General features: G+C 33.1%; 25 protein-coding genes. 22 read left to right on the forward strand and 3 right to left on the reverse strand.

What is annotated here, in order from left to right; all coding sequences use genetic code 11:
• The first annotated feature begins 3 nt into the window (after positions 1-3).
• From HNV08_RS14785 to HNV08_RS14830, 10 genes are all read left to right on the forward strand, one after another.
• Complete coding sequence (locus HNV08_RS14785) at positions 4-2,097, forward strand: HEPN domain-containing protein (protein ID WP_173282132.1); 2,094 nt, start codon at positions 4-6, stop codon at positions 2,095-2,097.
• Positions 2,098-2,101: 4 nt separating this feature from the next.
• Entirely contained in the window at positions 2,102-2,875 is a 774-nt protein-coding gene (cobA, locus tag HNV08_RS14790) for a uroporphyrinogen-III C-methyltransferase (protein ID WP_173282133.1), read from the forward strand.
• 49 nt (positions 2,876-2,924) lie between these two features.
• A complete protein-coding gene (locus HNV08_RS14795; RefSeq protein WP_173282134.1) occupies positions 2,925-3,974 on the forward strand; it encodes an NAD(P)/FAD-dependent oxidoreductase in 1,050 nt (349 codons plus the stop codon).
• Complete coding sequence (locus HNV08_RS14800) at positions 3,974-4,303, forward strand: 2Fe-2S iron-sulfur cluster-binding family protein (RefSeq protein ID WP_173282135.1); 330 nt, start codon at positions 3,974-3,976, stop codon at positions 4,301-4,303. Before HNV08_RS14795 ends, HNV08_RS14800 begins: the two co-directional genes overlap by 1 nt.
• A 164-nt stretch (positions 4,304-4,467) precedes the next feature.
• Entirely contained in the window at positions 4,468-5,193 is a 726-nt protein-coding gene (gene epsC / locus HNV08_RS14805) for a serine O-acetyltransferase EpsC (RefSeq protein ID WP_241697238.1), read from the forward strand.
• Between the two features lie 5 nt (positions 5,194-5,198).
• Positions 5,199-6,080 (forward strand): cysteine synthase CysM, encoded by an 882-nt coding sequence (gene cysM, locus HNV08_RS14810; RefSeq protein WP_173282137.1) that lies wholly within the window; start codon positions 5,199-5,201, stop codon positions 6,078-6,080.
• 250 nt (positions 6,081-6,330) lie between these two features.
• Positions 6,331-7,419: an acyloxyacyl hydrolase gene (locus HNV08_RS14815; protein WP_173282138.1), complete on the forward strand. Its 1,089-nt coding sequence runs from the start codon at positions 6,331-6,333 to the stop codon at positions 7,417-7,419.
• Between the two features lie 4 nt (positions 7,420-7,423).
• On the forward strand, positions 7,424-8,167 hold the full coding sequence (locus HNV08_RS14820) for a head GIN domain-containing protein (protein WP_173282139.1): 744 nt from the start codon (positions 7,424-7,426) through the stop codon (positions 8,165-8,167).
• 92 nt (positions 8,168-8,259) lie between these two features.
• Positions 8,260-9,261: a DNA cytosine methyltransferase gene (locus tag HNV08_RS14825; RefSeq protein ID WP_173282140.1), complete on the forward strand. Its 1,002-nt coding sequence runs from the start codon at positions 8,260-8,262 to the stop codon at positions 9,259-9,261.
• Positions 9,262-9,304: 43 nt separating this feature from the next.
• Entirely contained in the window at positions 9,305-9,799 is a 495-nt protein-coding gene (locus tag HNV08_RS14830; protein ID WP_173282141.1) for a hypothetical protein, read from the forward strand.
• 13 nt (positions 9,800-9,812) lie between these two features.
• Here the strand turns inward: HNV08_RS14830 and HNV08_RS14835 are convergent, their stop codons facing one another.
• Both HNV08_RS14835 and gldA read right to left on the reverse strand, forming a co-directional pair.
• Positions 9,813-10,001, reverse strand: coding sequence for a hypothetical protein (locus HNV08_RS14835; RefSeq protein ID WP_173282142.1), 189 nt, complete (start codon positions 9,999-10,001; stop codon positions 9,813-9,815).
• 4 nt (positions 10,002-10,005) lie between these two features.
• Positions 10,006-10,899, reverse strand: a complete 894-nt coding sequence (gldA, locus tag HNV08_RS14840) for a gliding motility-associated ABC transporter ATP-binding subunit GldA (RefSeq protein WP_173282143.1) — start codon at positions 10,897-10,899, stop codon at positions 10,006-10,008.
• 337 nt (positions 10,900-11,236) lie between these two features.
• Here gldA and HNV08_RS14845 point away from each other — a divergent pair, with 337 nt between their 5' ends.
• The 5 genes from HNV08_RS14845 to HNV08_RS14865 all read left to right on the forward strand — a co-directional run bounded on the left by HNV08_RS14845 (position 11,237) and on the right by HNV08_RS14865 (position 15,942).
• A complete protein-coding gene (locus tag HNV08_RS14845; protein ID WP_173282144.1) occupies positions 11,237-12,064 on the forward strand; it encodes a prephenate dehydratase in 828 nt (275 codons plus the stop codon).
• Positions 12,061-13,203 carry a pyridoxal phosphate-dependent aminotransferase gene (locus HNV08_RS14850; RefSeq protein ID WP_173282145.1) on the forward strand — a complete coding sequence of 381 codons (1,143 nt, stop codon included), beginning with the start codon at positions 12,061-12,063 and terminating at the stop codon, positions 13,201-13,203. Before HNV08_RS14845 ends, HNV08_RS14850 begins: the two co-directional genes overlap by 4 nt.
• Before the next feature lie 5 nt (positions 13,204-13,208).
• Positions 13,209-14,060, forward strand: a complete 852-nt coding sequence (locus tag HNV08_RS14855) for a prephenate dehydrogenase (protein ID WP_173282146.1) — start codon at positions 13,209-13,211, stop codon at positions 14,058-14,060.
• 19 nt (positions 14,061-14,079) lie between these two features.
• Positions 14,080-15,162 carry a bifunctional 3-deoxy-7-phosphoheptulonate synthase/chorismate mutase type II gene (locus tag HNV08_RS14860; protein WP_173282147.1) on the forward strand — a complete coding sequence of 361 codons (1,083 nt, stop codon included), beginning with the start codon at positions 14,080-14,082 and terminating at the stop codon, positions 15,160-15,162.
• A gap of 150 nt (positions 15,163-15,312) precedes the next feature.
• On the forward strand, positions 15,313-15,942 hold the full coding sequence (locus HNV08_RS14865; protein ID WP_173282148.1) for a carboxypeptidase-like regulatory domain-containing protein: 630 nt from the start codon (positions 15,313-15,315) through the stop codon (positions 15,940-15,942).
• Between the two features lie 45 nt (positions 15,943-15,987).
• Here HNV08_RS14865 and HNV08_RS14870 read toward each other — a convergent pair whose 3' ends face one another.
• Positions 15,988-16,479, reverse strand: a complete 492-nt coding sequence (locus HNV08_RS14870; protein ID WP_173282149.1) for a hypothetical protein — start codon at positions 16,477-16,479, stop codon at positions 15,988-15,990.
• Positions 16,480-16,564: 85 nt separating this feature from the next.
• Between HNV08_RS14870 and rsgA the strand changes: the two genes are divergently transcribed.
• The 7 genes from rsgA (at position 16,565) to HNV08_RS14905 (ending at position 23,175) form a co-directional block, all read left to right on the forward strand.
• On the forward strand, positions 16,565-17,515 hold the full coding sequence (rsgA, locus tag HNV08_RS14875) for a ribosome small subunit-dependent GTPase A (RefSeq protein WP_173282150.1): 951 nt from the start codon (positions 16,565-16,567) through the stop codon (positions 17,513-17,515).
• Positions 17,512-17,964: a D-aminoacyl-tRNA deacylase gene (dtd, locus tag HNV08_RS14880; protein ID WP_173282151.1), complete on the forward strand. Its 453-nt coding sequence runs from the start codon at positions 17,512-17,514 to the stop codon at positions 17,962-17,964. The genes rsgA and dtd overlap by 4 nt, the downstream gene beginning before the upstream one ends.
• Entirely contained in the window at positions 17,964-18,488 is a 525-nt protein-coding gene (locus HNV08_RS14885) for a metal-dependent hydrolase (RefSeq protein ID WP_173282152.1), read from the forward strand. The genes dtd and HNV08_RS14885 overlap by 1 nt, the downstream gene beginning before the upstream one ends.
• A gap of 121 nt (positions 18,489-18,609) precedes the next feature.
• Complete coding sequence (locus tag HNV08_RS14890; protein ID WP_173282153.1) at positions 18,610-20,514, forward strand: DUF3857 domain-containing protein; 1,905 nt, start codon at positions 18,610-18,612, stop codon at positions 20,512-20,514.
• Positions 20,515-20,562: 48 nt separating this feature from the next.
• On the forward strand, positions 20,563-22,512 hold the full coding sequence (locus tag HNV08_RS14895) for a transglutaminase domain-containing protein (protein ID WP_173282154.1): 1,950 nt from the start codon (positions 20,563-20,565) through the stop codon (positions 22,510-22,512).
• Between the two features lie 2 nt (positions 22,513-22,514).
• Positions 22,515-22,841 (forward strand): nucleotide pyrophosphohydrolase, encoded by a 327-nt coding sequence (locus tag HNV08_RS14900; protein WP_173282155.1) that lies wholly within the window; start codon positions 22,515-22,517, stop codon positions 22,839-22,841.
• Positions 22,842-22,857: 16 nt separating this feature from the next.
• Positions 22,858-23,175 (forward strand): hypothetical protein, encoded by a 318-nt coding sequence (locus HNV08_RS14905; protein ID WP_173282156.1) that lies wholly within the window; start codon positions 22,858-22,860, stop codon positions 23,173-23,175.
• Positions 23,176-23,263: the final 88 nt, after the last annotated feature.

Genomic DNA, 23,263 nt, shown 5'->3' on the forward strand with positions numbered 1-23,263 from the left:
CACATGCAAAGTTTTAGAACAGAAATAGAAAATCCGGTAGTAGAAAAGGATATCATTGAATTAGCTAATAAAATTGAGCTTTTTAACACTGGTAAAATTGATGAGGAAAAGTTTAGAAGTCTTCGATTAGCGCGAGGTGTATATGGACAGCGCCAAGAAGGTGTGCAAATGATTAGAATTAAGTTGCCATATGGTAAGGTAATGAGTAATCAGCTGCGCAGAATTTCTGAAGTTTCAGACGAGTATTCTAGAGGTAGATTACATATCACAACACGTCAAGATATACAGATTCACCATGTAGATTTAAACAGAACGCCAGAATTATGGGCAGAGTTAGAACGTGATGACGTTACCTTAAGAGAAGCTTGTGGTAATGTCGTAAGAAATGTAACCGCTTCAGAAACGGCTGGTATTGATGTCAATGAGCCTTTTGATGTGTCACCATATGCAGATGCCTTATTTAAGTTCTTTTTACGTAACCCAATTTGTCAAGAAATGGGGCGTAAATTCAAAGTATCTTTTTCTGCAACAGATGAAGATACTGGCTTATCGTATTTACATGATTTGGGTTTTATTGCCAAAATTGAAAATGGTATACGAGGATTTAAAGTTATGGCAGCTGGTGGTTTAGGGTCGCAACCACGTCACGCAGAAATATTATATGATTTTTTACCTTCAGATAAAATAATTCCAGTAATGGAAGGCGTACTACGTGTGTTTGATCGTTATGGAGAGCGTAAAAGCCGTGCTAAAGCTCGAATGAAATTTTTATTAAAAGACATCGGACTAGAGGCTTTTAGAAAATTAATTGAGGAAGAGCAAAAAGCAATTGAATTTAAAAGCGTTGCCATTGATGCAGCATCTTATGTAGCTTCAACTCCTGTTTCAGTAGAAGCACCAAAGGTTGAAATAAAAAATGAAGCAGCATTTAACTTATGGAAGTCAACAAATTTAATTCCTCAAAAGCAAAGCGGTTATGTAGCTATAGGAATCAAAGTATTATTAGGTGATTTTTATACTGATAAAGCACGTTTATTAGCAGACTTGGTAGATAAATATGCAGCAGGTGAGATAAGATTAACCTTGCGACAAAATATTGTAATACCGTTTGTAAAAGAAGAATTGATTCCGTTGTTCTATCAAGAATTAGAAAAATTAAATTTTGTAGAAGCTGGTTATAATAAAGCCGTTGATATTACAGCCTGTCCAGGAACAGATACTTGTAATCTAGGTATAGCGAGCAGTACAGGAATTTCTGTAGAGTTAGAAAGAGTCATAAAAGCAGAATATCCTCAGTATTTAAAAAACGAAGATCTTATTATTAAAATTAGTGGTTGCATGAATGCTTGTGGACAGCATAATATGGCCAACATAGGTTTTCAAGGGATGACAGTAAGAACACCAGATAAATTAGTTGCACCTGCATTACAGGTCTTATTAGGTGGTGGAAATTTAGGAAATGGTAACGGAATATTTGCTGATAAGGTTGTAAAAGTACCTAGTAAAAGAGGACCTGAAGCATTAAGACGTGTTTTAAATGATTTTGAAGCTAATGCTAACGGTAAACCTTTTGTAGAGTATTATAAAGAAAAAGGAGAAAAGTATTTCTATGATTTCTTAAGTGATTTACAAGATGTTTCTAATCTAACTCAAGAAGATTTTATTGATTGGGGAGAGGAAGAAAAATATGTTAAGGAAATCGGTATTGGTGAATGTGCAGGAGTCGTTATTGATTTAATTGCAACATTGTTTTTAGAGAGCGATGAAAAAATAGCCAATGCTAAAGAAGCTTACGACAATAAAGTCTATTCAGGTGCAATTTATTATGCATATCAATCCATGGTAAATTCAGCAAAAGCATCATTGTTAGCAGAAAATAAGAAAACAAATACACATGCCAGTATTATTTCTCAATTTGATGAACTCTTTGTCGCATCTGGGAAAATTGCGTTAGGCTCGTCGTTTGCAGATATTATTTACCAAATAAAAGCCTATGCACCTCAACAAGATTTTGCAAAAAATTATATAAATGCAGCACAACAATTTTTAACTAACGTAAGGGAATATAGAGCCTCTCAGGTTGCAGTAAATATCTAAAATTATGACACCAAGATTAACCATAGTCGGCGCAGGTCCAGGCGATATAGATTTAATTACAGTTAAGGCGATTAAAGTAATTAAGTCTGCAAATGTCATTTTATACGATGCACTTGTTAATGTAGAATTATTAGAATACGCTTCACCCAATGCCGAATTAATTTTTGTAGGTAAACAAAAAGGATGTTATGCGTATCATCAAAATCAAATCAATGAACTTATCGTAGAACGTGCTTTAAAATTTGGACACGTTGTTCGGTTAAAAGGAGGAGATCCGTTTATTTTTGGTCGTGGTTCAGAAGAATTAGAGTACGCTAAAGAATACGCTATAGAAGTGGCATTTGTGCCAGGTGTATCATCTTCTGCGGCTGTACCAGCATCGCAAGGAATTCCATTGACCAAACGCCATGTTTCCGAAAGTTTTTGGGTCATTACAGGAACAACGCAGTCGCATAAAATTTCAGGAGATATTGCCTTAGCAGCCAAATCTACGGCAACGGTTGTCATCTTAATGGGCATGAGTAAGCTTTCAGAAATTGTACAAATATTTTCAAATGTAGGGAAGTCAGAAACGCCTATCGCCATTATACAAAATGGAACACGAGTAAATGAAAAAGTTGGTATTGGAACGATTTCAAATATAGAAGCTATAGTTGAAGAAAAACAGTTAACCAATCCTGCGATAATAATTATAGGAGACGTTGTCAACGCACGTGTAGATCTTTCAGATATTTATTCTAGAGCAGATTTAGCGTATCAAAAAGCCAAAAGTGCTTAATAAAAATAAAAAACAAATTGATTAAGAATTAGTCGAAAAAAGATAGATTATGATTAAAACAGATATACTAATAATAGGAGCAGGACCAACAGGTTTATTCACAGTATTTGAAGCCGGTTTGTTAAAATTAAAGTGCCATTTAATTGATGCGTTACCACAACCTGGTGGTCAATGTTCTGAATTGTATCCTAAAAAACCAATTTATGATATTCCTGGATTTCCAGAAATACTAGCCGGTGATTTAACGTCCAATTTATTGCAACAAGGGAAACAATTTCAACCTGGATTTACCTTAGGAGAACGTGCAGAAACTATAGAAAAACAAGAAGATGGTAGTTTTATAGTTACAACAAATAAGGGGACACAACACCATGCCCCAATTGTTGCTATTGCAGGAGGATTAGGTAGTTTTGAGCCAAGAAAACCAAAATTAGACAACATAGAAAAATATGAAGATAAAGGTGTGGCTTATTTTATCAAAGATCCAGAAGTTTATCGTGATAAAAAAGTAGTCATCGCAGGTGGAGGAGATTCTGCTTTAGATTGGAGTATTTTTCTCGCAGATGTAGCAGAAGAAGTTACGTTAGTGCATAGACGAAATGAATTTAGAGGTGCATTAGATTCTGTAGAACGTGCGCAAGAATTAAAATTAATTAATAAAATTAATATCATTACACCTGCAGAAATTACAGCATTACATGGTGATGAAAAAATTGAAGGTGTTTCTATAACTAAAGATGGACAAACTGAAAGAATAGATGCAGATGCCTTTATTCCGTTATTTGGTTTATCTCCAAAATTAGGACCTATTGGTGATTGGGGACTTGAGATAGAGAAAAATGCGATAAAAGTAGATACTTTAGATTATCAAACCAACATTCCTGGTATCTATGCGATTGGTGATGTAAATACTTATGAAGGAAAATTAAAATTAATACTTTGTGGTTTTCATGAAGCTACATTAATGTGCCAATCTGCTTATAAAAGATTAAATCCTGGTAAAAAGTTTGTACTTAAGTATACAACGGTGAGTGGTATTGATGGATTTGATGGTACAAGAAAAGAGTCTCCAAAAGCAGTTGTAAAGGCTATTGTATAATGCAAGACGTTACCATATATATAACGGATAGAGAAGGTGAAAAGCATACTGTTTTAGCACCTACAGATATGGCCATGAACTTAATGGAAGTTGTAAGAACTTATGAGTTAGCGCCAGAGGGAACGATTGGTGTATGTGGCGGAATGGCAATGTGTGCATCTTGTCAATGCTATGTGACTTCAGATCATAAAATAAATGCTATGGAGGATGAAGAAGATGCCATGTTATCTGAAGCGTTTAACGTTAAAGAAAATAGTAGACTAAGTTGTCAGATTCCTATTACCGAAGCTTTAAATGAGTTAGAAATAGAATTGGCTCCAGACGTTTAAATTTGTTTTAATTAATTTAATTTAGCCAGTTGTCATGATATAATGAGTAACTGGCTTTTTTAGTTTGTAGAATTATTAAAATGAAAACCGTAAACTCCGTTGTAAATTAGCGACAGATTTAACGATAAAGTTTAAAATTAAGTTTTAAAAATATGGATGCTTCTATGCATATACCCAATGGATTTAAGGAACAAGTAGAAGAATTAGCTAAAGCATTATTCTATTGTGTTGTAGAAACTTCTGTAAATGAAGATCTACAATTAGAAAAATTAAAATCGTCCTTTTTTGAAATATCTAAAGGTTTGGATTGTGGTGTTTGCGAATTAAAATGGGAACAATTTAAGCAAGGGTTAAAAACACTCAGACCTATTCTAAGATTAGATGCAGAAGCTGCATTTAATAATGATCCTGCAGCAAAAAGTTTAAGAGAAGTTTACCTCGCTTATCCAGGTTTTTATGCTATAACAATGTATAGAATTAGTCATGTTTTATGGAATATTAAAATTCCTATTTTACCTAGAATGATTAGTGAATATGCGCACGGTGTAACAGGTACAGATATCCATCCTGGCGCTAAAATTGGACAATCATTTTTTATAGATCATGCTACAGGTGTTGTCATTGGAGAAACGGCTGTTATCCATAATAATGTCATAATTTACCAAGGTGTTACATTAGGAGGCATTAAAGTAGAGAAAGATATGGAAGGCGAAAAACGGCATCCAACAATTCTAGATAATGTGACCATATATGCAAATGCTACGATTTTAGGAGGTGATGTCGTTATCGGAAAAAATAGCACTATTGGTGCAAATGTTTGGATTACTCAATCTATACCAGAAGGATCATTGGTAACCTATAAATCAGATATAAGAATTTCTAATAAATAAACGTAATGAGTATTTTAAATCAAATAGGTAATACGCCATTAGTAGAAACTATAAATTTAGTAACTAAACCTCAAGTAAAACTACTTTTAAAATTAGAAGGAAATAATCCAGGTGGCAGTGTAAAGGATAGGCCAGCCTATAATATGATTTCTGAAGCTATAAAACGAGGTGACATAAAAAAAGGAGATCGTTTGGTAGAGGCTACAAGTGGTAATACAGGTATTGCTCTAGCTTATGTTGCGCAATCTTTTGGTTTAAAAATGGCATTAGTTATGCCAGAAAACTCAACAGAAGAGCGGGTTAAAACCATGCGAGCATATGGTGCGGAAGTCATTTTAACTTCAGCAGAACAAGGTATAGAAGGCTCTAGAGACGTTGCGTTTAGCATGAGAGATCAACAAGGCTATACATTGTTAAATCAGTTTGAAAACAACGATAATTGGATGGCACATTACAAAACCACAGGACCAGAAATTTGGAGAGACACCAAAGGAAAAATCACTCATTTTGTGTCTGCCATGGGAACGACTGGCACTATAATGGGAACCTCTACATTTTTAAAAGAACAGAATAAGGCTATTCAAATTATAGGCGCACAACCAGAAGATGGATCAAGAATTCCTGGCATAAGAAAATGGTCGCCAGAATATGTGCCTAGTATTTTCAATAGATCAAAAGTAGATCAGGTTATTGAAGTCAGTGAGCAAGTTGCAAAAGCGACTACAAAAAGACTCGCCAAAGAAGAAGGTATTTTTGCGGGTATGAGTAGTGGTGGATCTGTGGCCACAGCTTTAAAATTAATTGAAACCATAGAAAAAGGGGTTGTGGTCGCTATTGTTTGTGATAGAGGCGATCGTTACCTGTCTTCAACACTTTTTGATGACTAAGTTTTCATAACAATTTGATTGATTTTACTTAACAAAGAAGTCATTTTAATAGGTGAAATTCGCACTGTAATTTAAAACCCCAAAGCGATGAGATTACTCAGAAAAAAGAATAAAGAATTTAAGTTTTTTGTTCAGATTTTAATGTTAGCTATTATTTCTTTGATAGCTGCGTATTTTGTAAAATAGACTTCTTTAGGCTTTGCATCATTAATCATAATTATTGATTATTTTTACTCATCAATAATTCTCCATGCAAAAACTAATTATTTCGTTTTTTTTGTTCTCTTGTATAGTACTGAGTGCCCAAAAAGAAACAAATAATTCATACATAGATTTTAATTATTTTAGAGGTAATATTGCGCTTCATAATAATGATATTCTTCATTTGATAAATAACCATCCCGAAGGTTTTATTTTTAGTTGGAATAAAAAAACGTTTGGCAATCAAAGTTGGGAGCAACGCTATGGTTATCCAGATTACGGTGTGTCTTTTGCGTATCAAACCTATAACAATGACATATTAGGAAATAACTATGCCTTATATGCGCATTATAATTTTTATTTTTTTAGACGTCATCTCATGTTGCGTATTGCTCAAGGATTAGCATATAATACCAATCCTTATGATAAGTACACTAATCCCAAAAATGTGGCCTTTGGTTCTGATATTTTAAGTGCCACTTATGTAATGCTCAATTATAAAAAGGAGCGTCTTTTTAAGCGTTTTGGGATACAGGCAGGTTTAACCTTTACGCATTATTCTAATGCCAACATTAAAGCGCCGAATACCAGTGTAAATACCATGTTAGTAAATGCAGGACTAACCTATAATTTAGATGCAGAAGATGCCGTGTTTAAAACCACAGCTGTAGATTCGTTTCCAAAGAAGATAAAGTTTAACATGGCGTTTAGATCTGGTATTAATCAAAGTGATATTGTTGGTAGTAAACAATATCCGTTTTATATATTTTCTGGTTATGCAGATAAAAGATTGAGTGCTATAAGCGCGGTACAGTTTGGTACAGATGTCTTTTTTTCTAATTTTTTAAAAGAATTAATTTACTATAGGTCCATTGCTTTTCCGGAAGATGAGGTGTCTGGAGATGAAGACTATAAACGAGTTGGTGTTTTTCTTGGACACGAACTATTTATAAATAGATTATCTGTAATTTCTCAATTAGGTTACTATGTGTATTATCCATATGATTTTGAAGGTCGAACTTATATAAGAGTAGGTTTAAAGCGATATTTTGGTCAAAAAATCTTTGGAGCCGTAACCTTAAAATCTCATGGAGCGAAAGCAGAAGCTGTAGAGTTTGGTTTAGGTATAAGACTTTAAAACAATGAAAAAAATAGTTTACATCGTTATTCTTTTTCTTTTTGCATGTAATAGTGAAGAGGTAAATGATTGTTTTCAGACTTCCGGAATTACTGTGGAACAAGAGGTTGTTGTATCAAATTTTGAAAGCATTTTGGTAAATAGAGATATAGAATTAATCATTACCGAAGGGTCAGAATATAAGGTCACAGTACAAACTGGAGAAAATTTAATTAATGATGTGGTAGTGGAAATTGCAGGTAGTCAATTGGTTTTAACAGATAATAATTCATGTAATTTTGTACGATCTTATGGTGTAACAAAAGTATTTGTAGAGGCACCAAACCTCAATGAAATAAGAACATCTTCTCAATATTCGGTGTCTTCAATTGGTGTTTTAAATTATAGCGCACTAACGCTATTGTCTGAAGATTATAATGGAGGCAGTGATTTTACTGTTGGAGACTTTATACTTTCGATTAATTCTAGTCAACTCAACGTTGTGTCTAATAATTTGTCATTCTTTTATATTAATGGCTATGTAGATACTTTGGTTGTTGGTTTTTATTCGGGAGTTGGTCGATTTGAAGGCGAAAATTTAATAGCAGAAAATGTTTCCATTTATCATCGAGGGAGCAATGATATTATTGTAAATCCGCAACAGTCATTATCAGGAACACTATTAGGAACAGGTGATTTAATAGCTGTAAATCAACCTGCAAATATTGATGTAGAGCAATTATATACTGGTCAGCTTATTTTTAATTAAATGAATACTTGCTAAATTTGCTAAACGAGGCGCAAATTATTATTTTGCTTAAATTGAAAACATGACCAATCCGAAGCGCCACAACTAGATTTATGCCAAACACACTAAAATATATAGACTTATTTTCTGGAGCTGGAGGATTTTCTTTAGGTTTTGATAACTCAGGTTTTCAGAATGTTTTTTCCGTTGATATAGAACCCAATTTTTGTAAAACCTACAAGCATAATTTTGCAGATCATCAGCTCATAGAAAAAGACATTTGCGATTTGTCTAATGCAGAAATAGAATATTTAAAAGACAATAATGAGATTGATGTTGTCATTGGAGGACCACCTTGTCAAGGCTTTAGCATGGCAGGCAATATTGGTAGAAAATTTATCGATGATCCTAGAAACAGATTATTTAAAGAATTTGTAAGAGTTGTAAAAGTAGTAAAGCCAAAATTCTTTGTTATGGAAAATGTGGCAAGGCTATATACTTATAATAAAGGAACAATAAGAGAGGAGATCATTTCAGATTTTAAAAAATTGGGTTATACTGTAGATTGTAAGATTCTTAATTCCGCGGATTATGGTGTGCCACAAGTGAGGAATCGTGTTATTTTTATAGGCTCTTTAAAGGCACAAGATATTGTTTTTCCACCTGCTGAAGTAGCACAATATATATCAGTAAAAGAAGCATTATCTGCTTACCCTAAATTGGCCTCTGGTGAAGAATCAACCAAAGTGCCTAACCATATTGCCATGTCACATTCTGAGCAAATGCTTACTAAAATGAGTTACGTATCAGATGGTGGAGATCGAAATGAAATCCCAGAACATATAAGACCAAAGTCTGGTGATATTAGAAAATATATAAAGTATGCCAGTGATAAACCTTCGGTTTGTGTTACAGGTGATATGCGCAAAATCTTTCATTACGAACAAAATAGAGCTTTAACCGTTAGAGAGCTCGCTAAGTTGCAATCATTTCCAGATGATTTTGTGTTTAAAGGCACCAGAATATCGCAACAACAACAAGTAGGAAATTCGGTTCCGCCAAAAATGGCAGAAGCCATAGCAAGAGTCATTATTAAAATGAGTCATCAGGATTAGAATTCCGTACTTGGTTTTTATTGTATGTTTTAGTTTTCTAAATATGATTAAAATACAAGTAACAGAGCAAGATAAGTTGTTTGCAAAGCAACAAATAGAGGCTTTTAAGAAAATAAAAGCTGGCAGTTGGCGCTATAAAAATGTTGAGGCTTGGCGTGGTATAGTTTGCGAATTATTAGCGAGTCAATGGCTCGCAGAAAAATTTAGCATAGACCAATTAGCAAAAGGACTTGATGATTCTGGTATAATTGATGAGTGCGATATGATTATCAATTCTAAAAAGGTTGAAATAAAATCCGCAACAAAAAATTACTTTAAATATTTAATGCCAAAAATTCATGATGTTAGAGATCAGCCAAAGGATATTTATATTGGTGTTAAATACAATGAAACTGTTGAGCCCAACGAAATACAAATTATAGGCTCCATAAAACGATCTGAGATTTTAAAGTTTCCGGTAAAGCAAAATAAAGGCGCACCATATTATGAAGTGCCATTAACTAAATTACTGCCAATAAGACCAAGCACATTTAGTTAAAATCGAGGTCGTTTTACCAAATTAATAGTCCAATAATTATTGCGATTATGGCACAACCGACACGTCTATTCCAATCTTCTTTTAATATCATGTGAAACGGTTTTTTGCCCATAAAAAAACACCAACGAAATGCAGCACCAATAAGTTTTGGCAAGGACTCAATAATTCCTGTAAATAAAACTTCAACGATAAATTCGCCCATTAATTTAGCTTGTTAATTCTCTAAACAAACTTTCTAAACTCGCGTTTTTCTGATTCAGTTGTAAAATCTTCAATTCATTGTCGTGTGCAAAATCAAAAACATGAGAACGCATATCTTCTTTTGTAGAGAATGTAATTTCATATACAAAACTATGCGTGTTTTTTACAGCAGTAACTTTTGGCAATTTTAACAGAAAAGCATCTTCAACTCTGTAGTCAAACTCAACAATAACAATTTGTTCTTGGCCTTCTCTTAAATCTTTTAAATACTTGTCTGCAACAACTTCTCCTTTATTAATAATAATAACGCGGTCGCACATGGCTTCAACCTCTTGCATAATATGAGTAGAGAGAAACACAGTTTTTTCTTTACCTATGGTTTTTATAAGATTTCTAATATCAACTAATTGATTTGGGTCTAAACCGGTTGTGGGTTCATCTAAGATTAAAACATCAGGATTATGTAACATAGCATTTGCCAAACCAACACGTTGTCTGTAGCCTTTAGAAAGCTGATTGATTTTTTTGTGAGCTTCTGGTGTTAAGCCTGTTAATTCAATAACGTCATTAATTCTAGACTTTGGCGTGCCGTAAACATTAGCATTAAAGTTTAAATACTCTTTTACATATAAATCTGTGTAAAGCGGATTATGTTCTGGTAAATAACCAACACAGCTCTGTACACTCGTTTTATCTGTAGCCACATCAAATCCGTTAACGTTGGCAGAACCTTCAGAAGCGTCTATATAGGTGGTTAGAATTTTCATCATGGTAGATTTGCCAGCACCATTTGGGCCCAAGAAACCAACAATTTCAGCATCTTTAACGTTAAAGGATACATCGTTAAGTGCTTTTTGATCTTTATATATTTTAGTAATGTTTTTTACTTCAATCGCCATATAAGAAGAATTTTATTCAAAAATAGGTAAATCAGAATATTGAACCTCTTTTTTTATTAAATCTTTAAAACTTTAGGAAAAATTATAAAAAATCATTTCTACAATTTTGATTTGTAAAAATAATAATTACATTAGCTGTATAATTACAACAATGAACATTTCTAAAGCATATTATAACTGGTTTTATTTCTTTTTTAGCTAAAGGAACGAGACTGAATATGTATTATTTAAATATAAATTATAAAGTCTCGATTTAATCGGGACTTTTTTTTGTGCAACAACGAAAAAAAAATGTTTCTTGAAGCGATCAAGACCTAAAACAATAAGACGATAAAGTTTGAAAAAGCCAATTGCAATACAAGGCATAAAAGGATCATTTCACCATGAAGTGGTTCAGAATTATTTTAATGTAGATTCTGAAGTTGTAGAATGTATGTCATTTGATAGCGTAGTGAATGCGTTATTAGAAAAGAAAACCGATGAGGTAGTTATGGCATTAGAAAATTCTATAGCAGGTTCAATTATTCCTAATTATGCACTTATTGATAGTTATAATTTAAGCATTGTCGGTGAATATTATTTGGGTATAGAACATTGTTTAATGGCCTTAGGAGGTCAAACTATTGAAGACATAAAAGAAGTGCATTCTCACCCAATGGCATTACTACAGTGTAAGTCTTTTTTTAGAGCTTATCCGCATTTAAAATTAGTAGAAGCAAAAGACACAGCAGATGTGGCTAAACAAATTGCTGAGCAACAAATAAAAGGCATTGCTGCCATAGCTAGTAAAAATGCGGCGGCCTTATATGGCATTAATTTATTAGCAGAAAGTATACAAACCATAAAACATAACGAGACAAGGTTTGTAATTGTAAAACGCAACGACCTACAAAAAGATAAAAGTGTAATAAATAAGGCATCATTAAAATTTGAATTAGATCACAAAAGAGGAAGTTTAGCGGCTATATTAAATGTATTAAGTGATTGCAGACTGAATCTAACAAAAATACAATCCTTACCAAAAATAGAAACACCTTGGAAATATGCTTTTTTCGTAGATGTCACTTTTGATACGTATAAGGATTACGAAAAAGCCATTGCTATATTGAGTTTAATGGCAGAGAATTTTAAAATTCTGGGAGAATATAAAAACGCAAGACGATGATAGAAGTAGCAAAACGTTTACAAAACGTTGAAGAATATTACTTTTCTAAAAAACTAAGGGAAGTTGCGCTTTTAAAAGCACAAGGAAAACCGATTATTAATCTAGGTATTGGGAGTCCAGATTTAGAACCTCCTTTTAAAGCCTCTATGGTATTACAAGATAGTTTGGCAGATGAAAAAGCACACCAGTATCAAAGTTACCAAGGGTTACCAGAACTAAGAGAAGAAATAGCAAACTTTTATTGCAGACAATATAATGTTCATCTAAGTGCGCAAACTGAGGTACTGCCATTAATGGGTAGCAAAGAAGGTATTATGCATATTTCTATGGCTTTTTTAAATAAAGGCGATAAAGTTTTAGTACCAAATCCTGGGTATCCAACCTATTCTTCTGTCACTAAATTATTAGAAGCAAAACCAATTTATTACGACTTAAAGGAAGCTAACAATTGGCAGCCAGATTTTAGTGCCTTGGAGCGTTTAGATTTAAAACGTGTAAAGATTATGTGGATTAACTATCCACACATGCCAACGGGTAGCAAAGCGGATAATAAGTTTTATGATAAAATAATTGCTTTTGGAAAACGACACGATATATTAATTGTAAACGACAATCCATATAGCTTTATATTAAATAACAACCCAATTAGTATTCTAAGATATCAAGATGCAAAAGAAGTTTGTTTAGAGCTCAATTCATTGAGTAAAACGTTTAATATGGCTGGTTGGCGTGTAGGCATGTTGGCTGGTAGTTACGATTTTGTAAGTGCTGTATTGCGTGTAAAGAGCAACATGGATTCTGGGATGTTTTATGGCATTCAAAAAGGTGCGATAGAAGCCTTGAAATGTTCAGATATGTGGTTTCAAAGTTTAAACAGTGTTTACCACACCAGAAGAGAATTAATTTGGGAATTAGCAGATAGTCTTAATTGTACCTATGACAAAGAAGCTGCAGGTTTATTTGTTTGGGCAAAGTTACCACCACATATAAAATCTGAAGAATTTACAGACATGGTCCTAAAAGAGCATTCCATATTTATGACGCCAGGAACTGTGTTTGGTAGTAATGGCGAAGGCTATGTGCGTTTTTCATTATGTGCCACAGAAGAAATAATTAAAGAAGCAATTGCAAGAGTTTAGTTAGAATGAATAAGATTTTTATTATAGGAGTTGGGTTAATTGGCGGAAGTTTTGCTTTAGATATTAAAAAGTTAAATCCAGAATGTACAATTTATGGTATAGACAAAAATGAAGCACATTTAGAAGAAGCGATAGCGTTAAAGGTAATTGATAAGTCTGCTCAATTTGAAGAGGTACAACATGCTGATCTGGTTATTTTATCAATTCCGGTGGATGGTGCCATTGCGGTTTTACCAAAGGTGTTAGACCTTGTGTCAGATAATACCATTGTCTTTGATGTAGGTTCTACCAAAGAAGACATATGTGCTCAGGTAAAAAGTCATCCTAAACGCAGAAATTATTTAGCCGTTCATCCTATAGCTGGTACCGAATATTCTGGGCCAAAAGCAGCATTGCATGGTTTGTATAAAAATAAAACAAATATTATTTGTGAGGTAGAAGAAACAGCGTTTAAGCTTCAAGAAAAAGCATTGAAATTATTTACAGATTTAGGCATGCGAATTCGATATATGAATCCGCAAGCGCATGACAAGCACATTGCTTACGTATCGCATTTGTCTCACATTAGCGCCTTTATGCTTGGTAAAACAGTGATTGACAAAGAAAAAAATGAACGCGATATATTTGATATGGCAGGTAGTGGTTTTGCCAGTACAGTGCGTTTGGCTAAAAGTTCACCAGCCATGTGGACGCCAATTTTTAAGCAAAATAAAACCAATGTTATAGAAACGCTAAATGAATACATTAATAATTTAAAGCATTTTAAAAGCTTAATGGAAAATGAAGATTTTGAAGCCGTTTTTAACGAAATGGAAACAACAAATCATATAAAAGACATATTAAACGGAATACAATAGTAATTAGATTAATAATAAAATGGAAAACAAAAAAGAAATGAGAACATGGTTAGATGATATGAAATTAGATCATCCTCTAGTCATAGCAGGACCATGTAGTGCAGAAACCGAAGAGCAAGTCTTAAAAATTGCTCACGAGCTAAAAGATACAGATGTTAGTTATTACAGAGCTGGTATTTGGAAACCAAGAACACGACCTGGAAATTTTGAAGGTGTTGGAGCGCTTGGGTTAAAATGGCTACAAAAGGTTAAGGCAGAAACTGGTATGAAAACCTGTACAGAGGTTGCAAATGCTAATCACGTAAAATTGGCTTTAGAGCATGATATCGATTTGTTATGGATTGGCGCTCGTTCAACTGTAAGTCCTTTTATTATGCAAGAAATTGCGGATGCCTTACAAGGCACAGATAAAATTGTACTTGTTAAAAATCCGGTAAATCCAGATTTAGCGTTATGGTTAGGAGGTATAGAACGATTATATACAGCAGGTATAAAAAACTTAGGAGCAATACATAGAGGGTTTTCTACTTACGAGAAATCTAAATACAGAAATATCCCAGAATGGCAATTGGCTATTGAATTTCAAAATAAATTTCCAGACTTACCATTAATAAACGATCCGTCGCATATTACAGGTAATAGAGATATGATTTTTGATGTCTCTCAAACAGCACTAGATCTTAATTTTGATGGATTAATGATTGAAACTCACTTTGATCCTGAAAACGCGTGGAGTGATGCGGCTCAGCAAGTAACGCCAAGTAGTTTGGTTCAGATAATGAACGATTTAAAAATTAGAAAAGAAACAGATCCTGAAGCTGAGTATAATTCTGAATTAAATAATTTAAGAGCTCAGATTGATGTAGTAGATAACCAAGTTTTAGATTTACTTGGTAAGCGAATGAAAGTTGCTGAGGGTATAGGCGCTCTTAAAAAGCAAAAGAATGTTGCCGTGTTACAAAGTAAACGTTGGAACGAGATTTTAGGTAAAATGGTGTTAGAAGGTGAAGAAAGAGGATTGAGCGAAGAATTTATTTTACGCATGTTTAAAGCTGTGCATCAAGAATCTATTAATCGTCAAGAAAAGATTATAAACGGCTAATTAAATTTAGTGATTATTTAAAAAGGCTCGCCATTGGTGAGCCTTTTTTATGAGGCGCGTTTACTCACTGAAAAGGAGCATTCACGTATTGTTGGTTTTTATAAATAGGGTTTCAAGCTAAGTTTGAGGTATGAACCAAAACCAATAACCATGAAAAAAATGACTTTATTAGCCGTTGTGCTTTGTTTTAACTTAGTAGCCATGGCGCAAATTTCAATTACAGGAACTGTCACTAATGATTCCATTCCGTTAGAATCTGCTAATGTTTTTATTAAAAATTCTACAAAAGGCATTGCTACTAATGCAATTGGTGAGTTTAAACTTAAAGCTATAAAAGGAGATACCTTATCTATTTCGTATTTAGGCTACAAAACCAAAGAGGTGGTTTTAGATAAAACACATAACTTAGATATAAATCTTGAAGAGGATAGTTTTGATGAGGTTGTATTGATAGCTTATGGAAGTCATAGGCGTACATCATTATGCTGTGGAGGAATAAGAATCTGTGAGCTTCATATTGATAATAAATCAAATAATAAAAACAAACTCTTTCCAAATCCTTCATCTAACGGTATATTTCAATTGCAATTAAATGAAGATTATGATAACGTTGAGATTTCAATAGCAAATATGTCTGGTAGAATTATTCAAAATTCAACATTTCAAAAATTCAATAATCCAATAGATATTAATGTATCCGAATTTTCATCAGGTGTTTATTTAGTAAACATTATTGCAGATGGAAAACGACTAAAAACCATAAAAGCTGTAAAACTTTAAAAAAAAAAGGCTCGCAACATACGAGCCTTTTTTAATAACCTTGAATTAAAAATGTTTTTTAAATGTATATCTTGTAATAAATATACCTTGATTGTCACCTTTACCGCCTACACTTTCAACACCTGTGTTTATAAAAGCCAATTCCCAACCTTCTGCAACCATAGTATTTATTTTTGATGTCATTACAGCATCGTTGGCTGCTATATTTTGAAATCGAATACCTCCTAAGTTATAAAAGTTTAGAAGTTTGGTTTCTTCATAATCTTTTACTCTTATCTCTCCTCTATTTGATTTGTTTTTATTATCACTATCCTTATCATCGGTTCTAACGGTTGTGTAATCTTTATAGTCTTTAACTTCATTTGCAGATATCATACGAGAACGACCCAGACCATTTGGGACAATAGATTCTACAACGGTTACAACCTTGTACTCAACTTGAGCTAACGATTCTTCATCAGCAGTTTTAGCATTAATAAACGACAGTGAAACAAATCCAAGGACAATTAATCCTGTAAATAATAAATTTTTTTTCATATTTTCTTAATTTAATTGATTAGTACAACAATTTAATGATTTTTTGGTTTAAAATCGTTTCTTTGTTATCGTATAAAAAGAGTTAATGACAGGCACAGTATATAAATCTACAGGGAGTTGGTACACCGTAAAAACCATGAATGGAAATTTCTATGAATGTAGAATAAAAGGCCGTTTTAGGTTACAAGGAATAAAAAGTACAAATCCTATTGCTGTTGGAGATATTGTAGAGATTCAACTAGAAACTAAAAACAATACGGAAACTGGTGTTATTAATAGAATAGAAGAACGAAAAAATTACATTGTACGTAAGTCTGTAAATTTATCAAAGCAAACCCATATCATTGCATCTAATGTAGACCAAGTGTTTTTGTTGGTGACTATAGATAATCCACCAACTTTTACCACCTTTATAGATCGTTTTTTGGTAACAGCAGAAGCTTATTCCATAAACACTGTTTTATTATTTAACAAAATTGATGCTTACAATGAAGATGTCTTGTTAGAGGTTAAGTATTTAGAGAGTATATATCGTGCTATAGGCTATGAATGTATTGAGATATCTGCAACCACAGGTCACCAGATTGATAAAGTAAAGAGATTAATGGAAGGTAAGGTCAGTATGTTTGCTGGTCACTCAGGTGTTGGCAAATCTACTTTAGTTAACGCTATAGAACCGTCCTTAGATTTAAAAACAAAAGCCATTTCTGTCCAACATAGCCAAGGACAGCACACTACGACTTTTGCAGAAATGTTCGATTTAAGTTTTGATGCCAAGATTATAGACACACCAGGAATTAAGGGCTTTGGTATAGTAGATATGGAGCGCGAAGAAGTTGGCGATTATTTTCCGGAATTTTTTGCTCTAAAGCAAGATTGTAAGTTTAATAATTGTATTCATCTAAACGAACCTAAATGTGCAGTAAAAGATGCTTTAGAAGCAGATGAAATTTCATACTCTAGATACAAAAGTTATGTTCAAATTTTAGAGGGTGAAGACGAGCATTACCGAACAGATAATTATGATAACGAATGAAAGTAGTCCTACAAAGAGTATCAGAAGCAAGTGTTACCATTGAAGGTGAAAGGGTCGCCGAAATTGGTAAAGGACTTCTAATTTTGGTTGGTATTGTAAATGAAGATACGCAAGAGGATATCAATTGGCTTTGCAATAAAATTGTTAACCTTCGTGTTTTTCCGGATGAAGAAGGTGTAATGAATACATCGCTAAAAACGTCTAATGGTGACGTTATTGTAGTCAGTCAATTTACACTGCAGGCGAGTACCAAAAAAGGCAATCGCCCAAGTTACATTAAAGCAGCAAAACCAGATGTAGCCATTCCAATTTATGAATCGTTTAAAGCAACCTTACAAAAAGTCTTAGAAAAACCAATACAAACTGGTGAGTTTGGAGCAGATATGAAGGTTAGATTGCTCAATGATGGACCAGTCACTATTCTAATAGATTCTAAGCAAAAAGAATAATGGCTTCAATTTTTGGTCATGGTTTTGTCGCTTACACTATAGCGAAAGTTGTAGATTCTACGTCTCATAGATTACTAGTAGGCTTAGCGATAGGATCTGCAATGTTACCAGATATTGATGTGTTGGCGTTTAGTTTTGGTATTGATTATCACGATCCTTTAGGTCATAGAGGATTTACTCATTCTATTTTGTTTGCAATTATTTGGAGCTGTATTTTGGCATTTATTTTTGGAAAATCAAGAAAATTAATGTTTGCAGTTGTTTTGTTTTTATCCACCATTTCTCATGGTCTATTAGATGCGATGACTACAGGAGGAGAAGGTGTAGGTTTCTTAATACCGCTAGATCATTCAAGATACTTTTTTCCATTGCGACCTATTAAAGTTTCTCCAATTGGGATCGAAAATTTTTTTTCAGAATGGGGCGTTAAGGTGATCTTAAGTGAGCTTCAGTTTATAATTTTACCTTGCATTATTGTTTTAGTTGTGCTATATGTTTTTAAAAAACTAAATTTCAAGAAATAACTTACAGTCAGAGGTCTACATCGTTGTTAAAAATTGTTTCGTAGGAATTTTAAGATGAAAAAAATTGCTAGAAATAAATATACGTTTTATATTGTAGCACCTAACCAACTGTAATCTACATATGCCTCAATTAAAATTTAAGTTACTTTCACTTACCTTATTCTTATCTGTTTTTAGTTTTTCTCAATCTAGTGATGTGTATAATGCATTAGTCGTTCCTGTTGAGTTAAAGGAAAAGGCTAATGCTGTAGTTAGATACCAGAAAAAAACCGTTGAGATTTTAGGCTTAGACAAAATAAAAGTAACCAATAAAAGAGTGACTACAGTGCTCAATAAGAGTGGTAAAAAACATGTTAATGCCTATGCCTATTATGATGGAACCAGAGATATACAAGCTATGGAAGCCCATATTTACGACGCTTTTGGGAAGGAGATTAAAAAATATAAAAAAAGAGATTTTGTCGATGCCAGTGCAGTAAGCGATTTTTCAATTTACGAGGATGACCGTGTAAAATACCTCGATTATATTCCATTAAACTATCCGTATACAGTAGAGTACACCTCTGAAATTGTGTATACAAGCACAGCTTTTTTTCCAAGCTGGTATCCTATTGATGGCTATTATTTAGGCGTTCAGCATTCGGATTATGAAATTATCAATACAGCAGGAATAGCATTAAAATCGAAGAAAGAAAATTTTGAGAATTATAATATTAAGGAAATATCAGAACATCATTTTCTGGCCGAAAACATAAACGGAATTAAGTACGAAGCCTATACACCAGATTTTCAGAATATGATTCCACGATTTAAAGTAGCCTTGCGACATTTTGAAATGGTAGGTGTTAAAGGCTCTAACGAAAATTGGAGTGATTTTGGGCAATGGATGTACGATAAATTACTTACAGGTACAGATTACATTCCGGACGAAACTAAAAACCATGTAAAAAAAATTACTGAAGGTGTAGATGATAAAATAGAACGTGCAAAAATAATTTACCAGTATATGCAGAACAAAACACGGTACATTAGTATACAGGTAGGTATTGGTGGATGGAAACCAATGTTTGCAAATGATGTAGATAAGTTGGGTTATGCAGATTGTAAAGGTTTAACTAATTATACAAAAGCACTATTAGAAGCGGTAGATGTACCCTCATATTATACAGTAGTATATGGCGGACGAAGTTTAAGAGATATCGATAGTGAGTTTTCATCAGTTGAAGGCAACCATGTTATTCTATGTGTACCTAATGAAGATGAAAATATATTTTTAGAGTGTACAAGCCAATCTAATCCATTTGGGTTTACAGCGGGTTTTACAGATGATAGAGATGTGTTATTAATAAAGCCAGAAGGTGGTGAAATAGTGCATACCAAAATTTATGATGCAGAAGATAGCGTACAAAACACTACAGCGCAGGTTGTCTTAGATGCCAACGGTAGTTTTACCGCAGATGTTACTATAGAAACCACAGGTTTTCAATATAACCTGCATACAGGTATTGAGACCCAAAGCGAAAGAGATCAACATTTACACTACAAAGACTATTGGGATAATATAAATAATTTAACCATCGGTCAAATCGCTATTGAAAACGATAAGGACAATGTTATATATACTGAAAACGTAAAAATTGAATCTGAGAATTATGCGTCAAAAAGTGGAACTCGACTTATTTTTCAGCCTAACCTGTTTAATAAAGTAACTGATATTCCACCACGATATACAGAGCGTAAGTTAGAGTTCAAAATTGATAGAGCATTTAAAGATACGGACGAATTTATTATTCAATTACCCGAAGGCTTAACCGTTGAAGCCATGACAGATGCTAAAGAGATAACCACTAAATTTGGAAGTTATAATTTTAAAATTGAAGCTCTAGAAGGTAACAAATTAAAGTATACAAGAACCTATATTTTACTTAAAGGAAATTATCCAAAAGAAGACTACAAGGCTTTTAGAGCGTTTAGAAAACAAATCGTAAAACACGATAAAAGTAAAGTCGTTTTAATTCAGTCTTAGATCAATATCATCAATACATTTTATTAAATCCTAAACCAAAAACAACCTATGAAGCACCTATTTATTTTATTAGCCTTTGCATTGATATCTAACAGTAGTATTGCTCAAAATTTTAATTTTGGAAAAGTTTCAAAGTCAGAATTAGAGGAAAAATATCATCCAAAAGATTCATCTACATCGGCTGCAATTTTATACAGAAATGAACGTATAAACTTTATTTATTCAAACAGCGACGGATTTGTACAAGAACGCGAAATCCATGAACGCATTAAAATATATAATAAAGAGGGCTTTGATTGGGCTACGAAAAAAGTGTATTTGTATAATGGAAATAATCGAGAATCTTTAAAAGGGCTAAAAGGGACGTCATACAATTTAGTAGATGGGAAAATTGAGAAAGAAAAATTAAAAAGTGATGGTAAATTTGAAGAAGCTTACAATGAATACACAAATATTAGTTCCTTTACCTTACCTAAGGTCAAAGAAGGGACTGTTATTGAGTATAAGTATGTTATTACTTCGGCGAGATATAGTATTGATGATATTATTTTTCAATTTAGTATTCCTATTAATAACTTAGATATTAAAATAGCCACACCAGAATACTATCTATATAACAAGCAGTATAATTTTCAGGCAATATATTTGCCAAAAATAGAGGAGTCTTCTAGAAACACTACAGTTCCTTTTAATTATAAAATAAATACAATATCAATCAATGAAGTTGATGTTCCTGCATTAAGAGAGGAGGCGTATTCTGGAAATTACAATAACTACAGAAGTAAAATGGCTATGGAGTTAACAGGCTATTTAAATGCTGATAAGATAATAGAAAAAACATTTTCCTCGTCTTGGGAAGAGGTCTCTAAAACTATTTATGAGAGTGAAAATTTTGGAGGGCAATTAAGTAGTTTTAATATTTATAAGGATGATGTAGCAGCAGTTCTTGCAGGAGTAAGTGATGATTTTGAAAAGGCTTTTTTAATTCAGAATTTAGTAAAATCTAAGGTAAAATGGAATGGTGGATATGGTAAATACGCAAACAATGGTGTACGTTCTGCTTATAAAAACGGTGAGGGAAATGTCGGTGATATTAACTTAATGATTGTGTCCATGCTACGCTCACAAGGTGTAAATGCAAACCCTGTTGTGCTCAGTACCAGGAGTAATGGTATTCCTCTTTTTCCATCAAGAGAAGGATTTAATTATGTGATCTGTAGTGTAGAAAGCGATGGAAAAATGTTGTTAATTGATGGTACAGAACAATATAGCACCAACAATATATTGCCACAACGTGTCTTAAATTGGCAAGGCCGTGTTATAACAGATAAAAATGCTTCGAGTTGGATAGATTTAAGAGCAAACACAATTTCAACGGAGTCTACTATGCTCAATGTGTCAATAGATGAAGATTTTATGGCTACCGGAAAAGTGTCTCAACAACTTACCAATTACTCGGCCTATTTCTGTAGAAATAAGTATGCTTCTATGGTAAAAGAGGATCAAATTAAATCTTTAGAAAAGAATAAAGGTGCCATAGAAATTAGTACGTTAACTATTGATAATTTAAAAGACGCCACACAACCAATAAAGGTGAGTTATGAATATGAATTATCTGATGGTATTGACGAAGTAGGCGGTAAAGTATACTTGTCTCCATTATTATTTTTTGCTTTAAAAGAAAATCCTTTTAAATTGGAGGAACGTCAATATCCTATTGATTTTGTAGTACCTTATACGGATAAATATTTGGTAAATATTAAAATACCAGATGGCTATGTTGTAGAATCTCTTCCGCAATCTGAAATGTTAGAGTTTAAGGATGCTAATGTAAAGTATACCTACTTGCTAAAGTTAAATGGTTCTTATTTGCAATTAAAAGGGCAGATGGAAATTATTAATCCCTTAATTTTACCTGCGGACTATAAAGATTTTAAGGAATTTTATAGTAAAATAGTAGAAAAGCAAACCGAACAAATAGTACTTACAAAAGCTTAGTTATGGATATAAAAAATGCCCAAAAAGAAGTTGATAATTGGATAAAAGAACATGGAGTTCGGTATTTTAACGAGCTTACAAACATGGCGCAGTTAACTGAAGAAGTTGGCGAAGTAGCGCGTATTATTGCAAGACGTTATGGCGAACAAAGCGAAAAAGAAAGCGATAAAAATAAGGATCTAGGTGAAGAATTGTCTGATGTTGTTTTTGTTGTCTTGTGTTTAGCTAACCAAACAGGTATAGATCTACAAGCCGCTTTTGATAAAAAGATGGATAAAAAAACAAAAAGGGATCATAACCGACATCATAACAATGAAAAATTAAAGTAAATCGTAAGAAACAAAGATGATTTTGTTTTATGTGTTAGGAATTACGCTATTATCTGCAGTCGTAGCTTTCAAGTTGTTATATAAAGATAGCGTTAAAGCTAAAAACAGATTAGCATCGCAGTGGCAGTTGTTTTTAAAAGCTCAGTCTTTAAATGATGTTAAAGGGATTTGTAAATTTGGAACACAATTAGTGTACAACAAACACCTTTCTCTTCATCAATTAAATGAAATGACTGATGTTATTAATGCTTATAATGAAGAACATCCAGAGCTTAAAAAGCTAAAAGCAGCACTGTTTAATAAAAAACGGCATTACAATCGTGAACTGCATTAATCCAATAGTTTTTACTTAATGGGTAAAATTAAGAACACTTCCATAATGCGTTAGTGTATAATTTAATGAAGGCTTTTTAATTACAGTC

Origin of the sequence: Winogradskyella eckloniae (genome assembly GCF_013249045.1) — a bacterium.
GTDB classification, from domain to species: Bacteria; Bacteroidota; Bacteroidia; order Flavobacteriales; family Flavobacteriaceae; genus Winogradskyella; species Winogradskyella eckloniae.

What these genes read in the sequence shown, in the direction of transcription:
- HNV08_RS14860 (WP_173282147.1), top strand. Translation starts at nt 14,080, where the DNA reads ATGGAAAACAAAAAAGAAATGAGAACATGGTTAGATGATATGAAATTA.
- HNV08_RS14900 (WP_173282155.1), top strand. Translation starts at nt 22,515, where the DNA reads ATGGATATAAAAAATGCCCAAAAAGAAGTTGATAATTGGATAAAAGAA.
- HNV08_RS14800 (WP_173282135.1), top strand. Translation starts at nt 3,974, where the DNA reads ATGCAAGACGTTACCATATATATAACGGATAGAGAAGGTGAAAAGCAT.
- dtd (WP_173282151.1), top strand. Translation starts at nt 17,512, where the DNA reads ATGAAAGTAGTCCTACAAAGAGTATCAGAAGCAAGTGTTACCATTGAA.
- HNV08_RS14905 (WP_173282156.1), top strand. Translation starts at nt 22,858, where the DNA reads ATGATTTTGTTTTATGTGTTAGGAATTACGCTATTATCTGCAGTCGTA.
- cobA (WP_173282133.1), top strand. Translation starts at nt 2,102, where the DNA reads ATGACACCAAGATTAACCATAGTCGGCGCAGGTCCAGGCGATATAGAT.
- rsgA (WP_173282150.1), top strand. Translation starts at nt 16,565, where the DNA reads ATGACAGGCACAGTATATAAATCTACAGGGAGTTGGTACACCGTAAAA.
- HNV08_RS14835 (WP_173282142.1), bottom strand. Translation starts at nt 10,001, where the DNA reads ATGGGCGAATTTATCGTTGAAGTTTTATTTACAGGAATTATTGAGTCC.
- HNV08_RS14895 (WP_173282154.1), top strand. Translation starts at nt 20,563, where the DNA reads ATGAAGCACCTATTTATTTTATTAGCCTTTGCATTGATATCTAACAGT.
- HNV08_RS14850 (WP_173282145.1), top strand. Translation starts at nt 12,061, where the DNA reads ATGATAGAAGTAGCAAAACGTTTACAAAACGTTGAAGAATATTACTTT.
- HNV08_RS14890 (WP_173282153.1), top strand. Translation starts at nt 18,610, where the DNA reads ATGCCTCAATTAAAATTTAAGTTACTTTCACTTACCTTATTCTTATCT.
- gldA (WP_173282143.1), bottom strand. Translation starts at nt 10,899, where the DNA reads ATGGCGATTGAAGTAAAAAACATTACTAAAATATATAAAGATCAAAAA.
- HNV08_RS14815 (WP_173282138.1), top strand. Translation starts at nt 6,331, where the DNA reads ATGCAAAAACTAATTATTTCGTTTTTTTTGTTCTCTTGTATAGTACTG.
- HNV08_RS14825 (WP_173282140.1), top strand. Translation starts at nt 8,260, where the DNA reads ATGCCAAACACACTAAAATATATAGACTTATTTTCTGGAGCTGGAGGA.
- HNV08_RS14785 (WP_173282132.1), top strand. Translation starts at nt 4, where the DNA reads ATGCAAAGTTTTAGAACAGAAATAGAAAATCCGGTAGTAGAAAAGGAT.
- HNV08_RS14795 (WP_173282134.1), top strand. Translation starts at nt 2,925, where the DNA reads ATGATTAAAACAGATATACTAATAATAGGAGCAGGACCAACAGGTTTA.
- cysM (WP_173282137.1), top strand. Translation starts at nt 5,199, where the DNA reads ATGAGTATTTTAAATCAAATAGGTAATACGCCATTAGTAGAAACTATA.
- epsC (WP_241697238.1), top strand. Translation starts at nt 4,468, where the DNA reads ATGCATATACCCAATGGATTTAAGGAACAAGTAGAAGAATTAGCTAAA.
- HNV08_RS14870 (WP_173282149.1), bottom strand. Translation starts at nt 16,479, where the DNA reads ATGAAAAAAAATTTATTATTTACAGGATTAATTGTCCTTGGATTTGTT.
- HNV08_RS14820 (WP_173282139.1), top strand. Translation starts at nt 7,424, where the DNA reads ATGAAAAAAATAGTTTACATCGTTATTCTTTTTCTTTTTGCATGTAAT.
- HNV08_RS14885 (WP_173282152.1), top strand. Translation starts at nt 17,964, where the DNA reads ATGGCTTCAATTTTTGGTCATGGTTTTGTCGCTTACACTATAGCGAAA.
- HNV08_RS14855 (WP_173282146.1), top strand. Translation starts at nt 13,209, where the DNA reads ATGAATAAGATTTTTATTATAGGAGTTGGGTTAATTGGCGGAAGTTTT.
- HNV08_RS14865 (WP_173282148.1), top strand. Translation starts at nt 15,313, where the DNA reads ATGAAAAAAATGACTTTATTAGCCGTTGTGCTTTGTTTTAACTTAGTA.
- HNV08_RS14830 (WP_173282141.1), top strand. Translation starts at nt 9,305, where the DNA reads ATGATTAAAATACAAGTAACAGAGCAAGATAAGTTGTTTGCAAAGCAA.